This is a genomic window from Oceanisphaera sp., from assembly GCF_052084945.1.
Taxonomy (GTDB): Bacteria; Pseudomonadota; Gammaproteobacteria; order Enterobacterales; family Aeromonadaceae; genus Oceanimonas.
This window is the reverse complement of record NZ_JBQDEX010000115.1, coordinates 1-8,278: the sequence shown is the minus strand read 5'-3', so window position 1 is coordinate 8,278 and position 8,278 is coordinate 1. Positions and strand designations below refer to the sequence as shown.

Below are 8,278 nucleotides of genomic sequence, written 5' to 3'. Positions count from 1 at the left end.
ATGCGCGTGGTTTGTATGGTGCCTTCTTGGACCGAAACCCTAATTGCCTGTGGCATCAATGTAGTGGGCCGTACCCGTTACTGTATTCATCCCCAAGACGCAGTGGCCGACATTGCCGTGGTAGGGGGCACCAAAGATGTGCAGTGGGACAAGGTCACGGCACTGGCGCCAGATTTAGTGATCTTTGATAAAGAAGAAAATACCCGTGAAATGGCTGATGGCTGCCCGTATCCGTATATCGCAACTCATGCCGAGTCGGTGCAAGATATGCCGCGAGCCCTGCGTTTATTAGCACAACAGCTCAATAACCATGCATTAATCATGCTGGCGGCGCGCTTTCAGACGGTGTTAAATAATCCACCAGTAATTAATCCCTCAGCGTTGCCACTGCTCACACACCCAGACGCCGCCTCTTATGGGGTGCTAAATGATAAGCGACCCTGGCTGTATCTCATTTGGCGCAAGCCCTACATGAGCATTGGCCGTCATACCTTTATTTACTCGGTATTTGCTCATCTTGGCTTTGCCGATAAGCTGATTGGCCTTGAGCCAAACTACCCCGATCTCAGCATCGAGGCTATTCAACAGCTTAACCCAGTATTACTGTGCTCCACCGAGCCCTATCCTTTCACCAAACAGCTCACCCCCACCCAAAACGAACTGCAACTAGACGCCGTACTCATAGACGGCGAACCCCTGTGCTGGTACGGCATCCGCTGTTTACGTTTTCTTGAAGCCGTTAGTGAAAATGGGTGAGGGTAATTATGGCGATTATAACTGCTAACTAAGTATCAGTAATAAAAAAAAGCCCTGATAAATCAGGGCTTTCAAGAATTAACAGTTAGCTGTTAACCTGCAGAAAAATTGGCTTTCAGTACTGCGTTGGCATTATTGGCCATCTCATTTAGCCCTAAGGTGTTATAGGCTTTTGCCATTACCTCTAAAGCAGGGCGCAGGGTGTCGGTATCGGGGTAGGATTGCACCACAAACTTGGCACGATTAGCAGCGGCAAGCCAAGCACCGCGTTTCATATAAAAATTCGCCACACTCAGGTCGTATTTTGCTAAGCGGTTTTTCAAGCTGACCATACGCGCACGGGCATCTGCTACATAGACGCTATCTGGATATTGGCGTAGCAATTGTCGAAAGTCAGCAAAGGCTTGGCGTGCGTAGGCCGGATCTCTATCGGTGCGGTCGATATTTAATAACTCTTGAAAGAAGTTATGATCGGTAGCCATATTCGTTAAACCTCGCATATATTGTGCATAGTCCACGCTGGGGTGATTTGGGTTTAAGCGAATAAAGCGGTCGATATTGGCCAAGGCTCGTGCAGTATCATCTTGTTTGTAATAAGCATAAATCAAATCAAGCTGTACTTGATTGGAATACGCTCCAAACGGGTAGCGAGAATCCATTGCTTCTAACAGTTCAGCAGCGCGGATAAAATTACCGGCTTGCAACCGAGTTTGTGCATCTTGATATAGCACCTCAGGTGGCTCATCTGGCACCTCATCTTTTTTAGTGCTAGAGCAGCCTGTGGCAGTGAGTGCCAAGGCGAGAGTCAAAGGGAGCCATACGCTTCGTTTTTTAGCCATGTAAAGAGTCCATTTTTGCGATTTAAGCGCGAAGTTTGCCAAAACTGATTAACTCAGCGTCAAGAACAGCTAGAATACCCAATTAAACATCATTTGGTAACCAGTCGTCACTATGAGCCAGCAAATTGAATTAAACGGCACCGTTGCCGATCACCAGTTTGGTCAGCGTTTAGATCAAACGTTGGCGGAAATGTTCCCTGATTATTCACGTACTCGTATAAAAACGTGGATCCAACAAGACCAAGTTCGTCTCGATGGAGAAATTGCCAATAAGCCACGCGCCAAAGTGGTGATGGGCCAGCAAGTGGTTATTCACGCCGAGTTAGAAGACGATGTACGTTTTGAACCCGAAAATATTCCGCTTAATATTGTGTATGAAGATGATGATATTATTGTCATCAACAAGCCCGCCGGCTTAGTGGTTCATCCTGGAGCCGGCACCCCAGGGGGCACGCTGCTTAACGGGTTATTGCATTACTGCCCAAGTATTGCCGAAGTGCCTCGTGCCGGCATAGTGCATAGGTTAGATAAAGACACCACCGGCTTAATGGTGGTAGCTAAAACGATACCGGCACAAACCCATTTAGTCACGGCTTTGCAAGCTCGTGATATTACGCGAGAGTATGAGGCAGTGGCAATTGGTCACATGACCTCCGGTGGTATGGTAGAGGCTAATATTGGCCGACACCCCACTCAGCGTATCTTAATGGCGGTGACTCCCTCAGGCAAACCTGCCGTTACGCATTATCGGGTGATGGAAAAGTTTCGGGCGCATACCCGATTACGACTGCGCTTAGAAAGTGGTCGCACACATCAAATTCGCGTGCATATGTCACACTTGCAGCATCCTTTGGTGGGAGATCCTACTTATGGCGGTCGCCTTAAACTGCCGCGCGGTGCAACCCCTGAGCTGCGAGATTTTTTACGTCACTTTAGGCGCCAGGCTTTACATGCGGTTATGTTGCGCCTAGCTCACCCAATAACCGGTGAAATAATGGAATGGCAAGCGCCATTGCCTGATGACTTTGTGGAGTTAATAGAGCTATTACAAGCCGATACTGCTGATAATCCTAATGATCTGGTTTGGACTTAACACCCCAACAAGCACCCAGCTAATAAAGTCGCAAATCTTGTTAACTGAACCGGTGTTTGAACTTGCTCGATTAAAGGTTTCTTCAGATTTAATCTTTATTTTTCTGTGTTGTTTCGTGTATTCCGTGGCGGAAAGTATTTAATTTTTAATCCGTATTCTATGGAGGCGATGCTATGAATCTAATCCAGCCATATTGGCCGACACCGGCAAATGTGCGTTCGGCACAAACTACACGTCTTGGGGGTGTCAGTCTGCCCCCTTTTAGCAGTTTAAACTTGGGCACTCATGTGGGGGATAGCTTTGCTAATGTAGAGGCTAACCGCGCTCAGTTAGCAGCGTGTTTAAAGCTGCCTACGCCCCCCCTGTGGTTAGAGCAAGTACACGGTACCCGAGTACTTACCTTGCCTGATGAGTCTGGCAACCTTATTGCCGATGCAGTGGTTAGCCATACTCCCGGTCAGGTGTGCACTATTATGACCGCCGATTGTTTGCCGGTGTTATTTTGTGACACCGCAGGCACTGTTGTTGCGGCGGCACATGCGGGGTGGCGGGGGCTGGCAGCCGGCGTATTAGAGGCCACTTTAGAGTCGATGAAGGTTGATCCTGCCACTGTGATGGTGTGGTTAGGGCCTGCTATTGGCCCCAGCGCCTTTGAAGTGGGCGGCGAAGTGCGCTCGGAGTTTATGGAATATTCACCACAGGCGGCCTACGCTTTTGTCGCGCACGGTGACCCAAACTATGATAAATGGCTGGCAGATATTTATCAGCTGGCGCGTTTACGGCTAAAAGCGGTGGGGGTCACTCAGTGTTACGGCGGTGATTTTTGTACCTATACTGACTCTAAACATTTTTTCTCTTACCGACGTGATCAGGTTACCGGCCGTCAAGCCAGTCTGATTTGGTTGGAATAACATCAGCATTGAGCACCAAGCGCTCGGCGCCCAGCTAAATAGAAACATCCAAACCAAGATCAACCCCGAACCTAACACCTTCTTTGCTACGGAACTCACGGAAAATACAGATCAGATCTGAATAGGGATTTTTAGGGGGAACACCCAACTCAAAAGCGACGTCACGCTTAGAGGTGGAGCTACCTTGTAGTCTGCCCACTTGTTCGACTGTCCTGCGAAGCAGGGTGAGGTGTTTTATGGCTATATTCGGTCTTACCCATTAAGTTTTTGTCCTTATCTCATCTTCATTTTTCCGTGGGTTTCGCGGGTTCCGTTGCGAGAAAGTCTTTAAGATCTCTTTAACGCTCTATATTTAGCAGGGCGCTTGGTGCTGTAATTCATTTCCCCTCAAAGCTTGAAATTTCACCATTCTCCCCCCATCTATAATGTTAAATAACATCTATTTTAATTTCTCGCCGACATGCTGGCGATTTGTTGGAGGAAGACTCTGATGCGACTCGATCGTCTTACCAGTAAATTTCAATTGGCCCTGCAAGATGCCCAGTCAATGGCGGTGGGGCGTGATCATGCTTACATTGAGCCGGCACATTTATTAGTGGCTATGCTCAACCAAGAAGGGGGCACCTTACGTCCTTTGCTAACGACTTCAGGCGTAGACGGTAATACCTTGCGTGCTGAGTTAGATAAATCGCTAGACCGCTTACCCAAGGTCAGCGGCGGCGATATGGATGTACAGGTGTCGCCAGTATTAGCCCGCTTACTTAACCAGTGCGATAAATTAGCGCAACAGCGTAAAGATGCTTATATTTCATCTGAGTTGTTTTTGCTGGCGGCGTTAGATGAAAAAGGCGAGCTGGGTGAACTATTAAAACGTGCTGGTCTCACTAAAGATAAGCTGAGCGAGGCCATTGAGCAGGTACGGGGCGGACAAAAAGTTGATGACCCTAATGCCGAAGAAAATCGCCAAGCACTAGAAAAGTACACCATAGATCTTACCGAGCGTGCCGAACAGGGCAAGCTTGACCCTGTTATTGGCCGTGATGATGAAATACGCCGCACTATTCAAGTGCTGCAAAGACGTACTAAAAATAACCCAGTACTTATAGGGGCACCAGGGGTGGGTAAAACCGCCATTGCCGAGGGCCTAGCCCAGCGAGTGCTCAATAATGAAGTGCCTGAAGGCTTAAAAGGAAAGCGGGTGTTATCCCTTGATATGGGCGCCTTAGTGGCAGGGGCTAAATATCGCGGTGAGTTTGAAGAGCGACTGAAAGCGCTACTGAATGAGCTTGCCAAAGAAGAAGGGCAGGTGATCTTATTTATTGATGAGCTGCATACCATGGTCGGCGCCGGTAAGGGCGAGGGAGCCATGGATGCAGGGAATATGTTAAAGCCGGCGTTGGCGCGGGGTGAGCTGCATTGTGTTGGGGCGACGACATTAGATGAATATCGCCAATACATTGAAAAAGATGCAGCTCTTGAGCGCCGCTTTCAAAAAGTACTGATTAATGAGCCCACCGTAGAAGACACCATTGCTATTTTGCGGGGCTTAAAAGAGCGCTATGAATTACATCATCATGTGCAGATTACCGACCCCGCCATAGTGGCGGCGGCGGTATTATCGCAGCGTTACATTGCCGACCGTCAGCTGCCAGATAAAGCCATCGACTTAATTGATGAAGCGGCGTCCAGTATTCGTCTACAAATTGACTCTAAACCAGAGCCATTAGATAAGCTGGATAGACGTATTATTCAGCTCAAGCTAGAAGAACGTGCCTTACTAAAAGAAGACGATGAGGGCAGCTTAAAGCGCTTACAGCTTATTCGTGATGAATTAAGCGAAAAAGAAACTGAATATGCAGGTTTAGAAGAAACTTGGTTGTCCGAAAAAGCCGCCATGGCCGGTACTCAGCATATTAAGTCTGAACTTGAGCAAGTCAGGCGCGAGCTAGAAGTTGCCCGTCGAGCTAGTGACCTAGGCCGTATGTCGGAGCTGCAATATGGGCGTATTCCTGAATTAGAGAAGCAACTCGATCTGGCTGGACAGGCTGAGATGCAAGAGCAGCACTTGCTAAAAAACCGCGTCAGCGAAGAGGAAATAGCCGATGTGCTGGCGCGTTGGACCGGCATTCCGGTGGCGAAAATGCTGGAAGGCGAAAAAGATAAACTCCTGCGCATGGAAGAGAGCTTGCATCAGCAAGTCATTGGCCAAAATGAAGCGGTAGAAGTGGTTTCTAATGCTATTCGTCGTAGCCGTGCTGGCTTATCTGATCCTAATCGTCCTGTTGGCTCTTTCTTATTTATGGGGCCAACCGGGGTGGGTAAAACAGAACTGTGCAAAGCTTTGGCTGATTTTCTCTTCGACAGTCGCGATGCCATGGTGCGCATTGATATGTCGGAGTTTATGGAAAAACATTCAGTATCACGCCTTGTGGGGGCACCTCCTGGTTATGTAGGTTATGAAGAAGGTGGTTATCTAACAGAAGCGGTGCGTCGTAAACCTTACTCAGTGATTCTGCTGGATGAAGTCGAAAAGGCACACCCCGATGTTTTTAATATCTTATTGCAGGTCTTAGACGACGGTCGCCTGACTGACGGCCAAGGCCGTACTGTGGATTTTCGTAATGCCGTAGTGATTATGACCTCAAATATTGGCTCAGATTTGATCCAAGAGCATAGTCAAGATAAAGCCTATAGCGAAATGAAAGACATGTTAATGGGAATACTGGGACAGCACTTTAGACCAGAGTTTATTAACCGTATAGATGACATAGTGGTATTCCATCCGCTCGGCGCAGAGCAGATAAAATCCATTGCTCGCATTCAGCTGCAAGGGTTAATGGCGCGACTAGTCGATAAAGGTTATGAAGTGACGGTAACAGACGCTCTGCTAGATAAAGTAACCGATGCCGGCTTCGATCCGCTATTTGGTGCGCGGCCTTTAAAGCGTGCCATCCAGCAAAAAATCGAAAACCCACTGGCGCAAGCTATCTTGTCCGGCAACGTTATCCCCAGCAAGCCACTCGCGCTAGACACAGACGATAATGGACTTGTTTTTAAGCAGTAACTTATTTTTAAGCTGTAACTTAGCGCCGAGCGCCCGGCGCCAAGCACCCAGCTACAAATAAGCCAAAGCTATAAGTAAAAAAAGCACCGAACCTAAAGGCTAGGTGCTTTTTTGTTTAACTGATAGCTTACAGCTGATCGCTTACGGCTTTCACTTACCCCGGATGCCCATCTGCTCTAGGCTGAGAAAGTATCGGCCAATATACCCAACAAAACACACCATAAGCGGCAATCCAAAAGGTTGCGCTCATATGATAGGCCTGCATAGTGATACTGGGTACTAGCATAGGTAATAAACTGCGAGTGAGTGCGGCCAGTATAATAAACACAAAGGCCACGACCATAGCGCGGGTTATTTCTAACTTACGACCTGAATGACCCAATGACACGCGGGCAATCATTCCTAGAACCACAGCGCCTAATGCCCCAGCGGTTAACCAATGGCTGGCTAAAGAAATACTGACTCCTACATTGAGTAAGGCTGCCGCCAAGCCCAATAAACCCAGAGGGATAAACAAATACCCCAGATACAGGATCCACAGTAAAGGTACACCTGTGGTCACTTGATAGTTCCAGCGAGCCAAACGGATAAAGTGCGCAATAGCGCTAACTAATAGCAATAAGGCGAGCAGGACGTTCGCAACACTAGATCGGGGTAGCAATAACCAAGCAAATGCTGACAGCCAAATAGATACTAAACTGAGTTTTTCGAGCCAGACTAATGGCGTTATTTTAGGGGTATTAGTGGCGCGAGCGGTAAAGAAAGGAAACACTCGGCCACCCATCACGGTAATTAAGGCGCTGATCGCTAATACCGCTGTAATGAACACCCGCTCGCTTAACAGCCATTGACCATTAATAGCTGCGTAGTAGCTGAGTGCGTTTAGTAAGGTAAAGAACACAAACAAAGGAACAAAGAATAAGTTGCGCCATTGCTTTGTTTTAAAGATTGGGCGAGCCAGCATACCAGCCACTATGGGCAACCACAGCAAATCCATCGCTATCACTAACCCATTTAGCTCGCCGCGTAAGGGCATTAACAAACGAGGTAATAGCCAGAGCCCAGCTACAATTGCTAAGGGCCAGCTTTTTATGCCCGGAACCCCAGTCCAGTTTTGCATCGCCGTGGTAACAAATCCCGCTATTATTGCCAGCGCAAAGCCAAACAGCATTTCATGGGCATGCCACCAAATTGGGTTGCGCACGCCAGGTAGAGCATCAACCCCAGATAAGGTCAAAATCCACAGCAACATCGCCATTGCCGAAAAAAGGGCTCCTCCTAAAAAGAACACTCGAAAGCCTAACCGAAACAAAGGCCATATCTTGTTCTCTACATTAGTATCCAGTATTTGCATCGCTTGCACCTTTATTGGTATTTAATATGCACATTATACGAAGTCAGGATAAAAACAAACCTTTACCCTTCGGGTAGCCGTAAACTGTGCATGGGATGGCGCCTTGCGCCATTTCGCGGCTAAAGCACGCGACTACATTCGTGCACCATGCCACTATCGGCGCTGGCCTTATATATAGCACCCTGTAGGCACTGCTTCAGCTGTGCGTATATCGCGTAGCGATATTTTATCTGTTTTAGTGTTTTATCTTTAGCTGATCGC

Annotated in this window: 6 protein-coding genes; 4 read left to right on the top strand and 2 right to left on the bottom strand. The window is 47.9% G+C overall.

The window, feature by feature from the left end; all coding sequences use genetic code 11:
* On the top strand, positions 1-756 hold a 756-nt coding region (locus ACTHY5_RS10095; protein ID WP_441879263.1), incomplete at its 5' end, for an ABC transporter substrate-binding protein.
* Between the two features lie 92 nt (positions 757-848).
* Here the strand turns inward: ACTHY5_RS10095 and ACTHY5_RS10090 are convergent.
* On the bottom strand, positions 849-1,595 hold the full coding sequence (locus ACTHY5_RS10090; protein WP_441879261.1) for an outer membrane protein assembly factor BamD: 747 nt from the start codon (positions 1,593-1,595) through the stop codon (positions 849-851).
* A 112-nt stretch (positions 1,596-1,707) separates the two neighbouring features.
* Between ACTHY5_RS10090 and rluD the strand changes: the two genes are divergently transcribed.
* The 3 genes from rluD (at position 1,708) to clpB (ending at position 6,663) form a co-directional block, all read left to right on the top strand.
* Entirely contained in the window at positions 1,708-2,688 is a 981-nt protein-coding gene (gene rluD, locus ACTHY5_RS10085; protein WP_441879259.1) for a 23S rRNA pseudouridine(1911/1915/1917) synthase RluD, read from the top strand.
* 173 nt (positions 2,689-2,861) lie between these two features.
* Complete coding sequence (gene pgeF, locus ACTHY5_RS10080; RefSeq protein WP_441879257.1) at positions 2,862-3,599, top strand: peptidoglycan editing factor PgeF; 738 nt, start codon at positions 2,862-2,864, stop codon at positions 3,597-3,599.
* A 490-nt stretch (positions 3,600-4,089) separates the two neighbouring features.
* Entirely contained in the window at positions 4,090-6,663 is a 2,574-nt protein-coding gene (clpB, locus tag ACTHY5_RS10075) for an ATP-dependent chaperone ClpB (RefSeq protein WP_441879256.1), read from the top strand.
* A gap of 154 nt (positions 6,664-6,817) precedes the next feature.
* On the opposite strand, the gene ACTHY5_RS10070 is transcribed toward clpB, so the two are convergent.
* Positions 6,818-8,017 carry an NnrS family protein gene (locus tag ACTHY5_RS10070; RefSeq protein WP_441879254.1) on the bottom strand — a complete coding sequence of 400 codons (1,200 nt, stop codon included), beginning with the start codon at positions 8,015-8,017 and terminating at the stop codon, positions 6,818-6,820.
* Between the last annotated feature and the right edge of the window lie 261 nt (positions 8,018-8,278).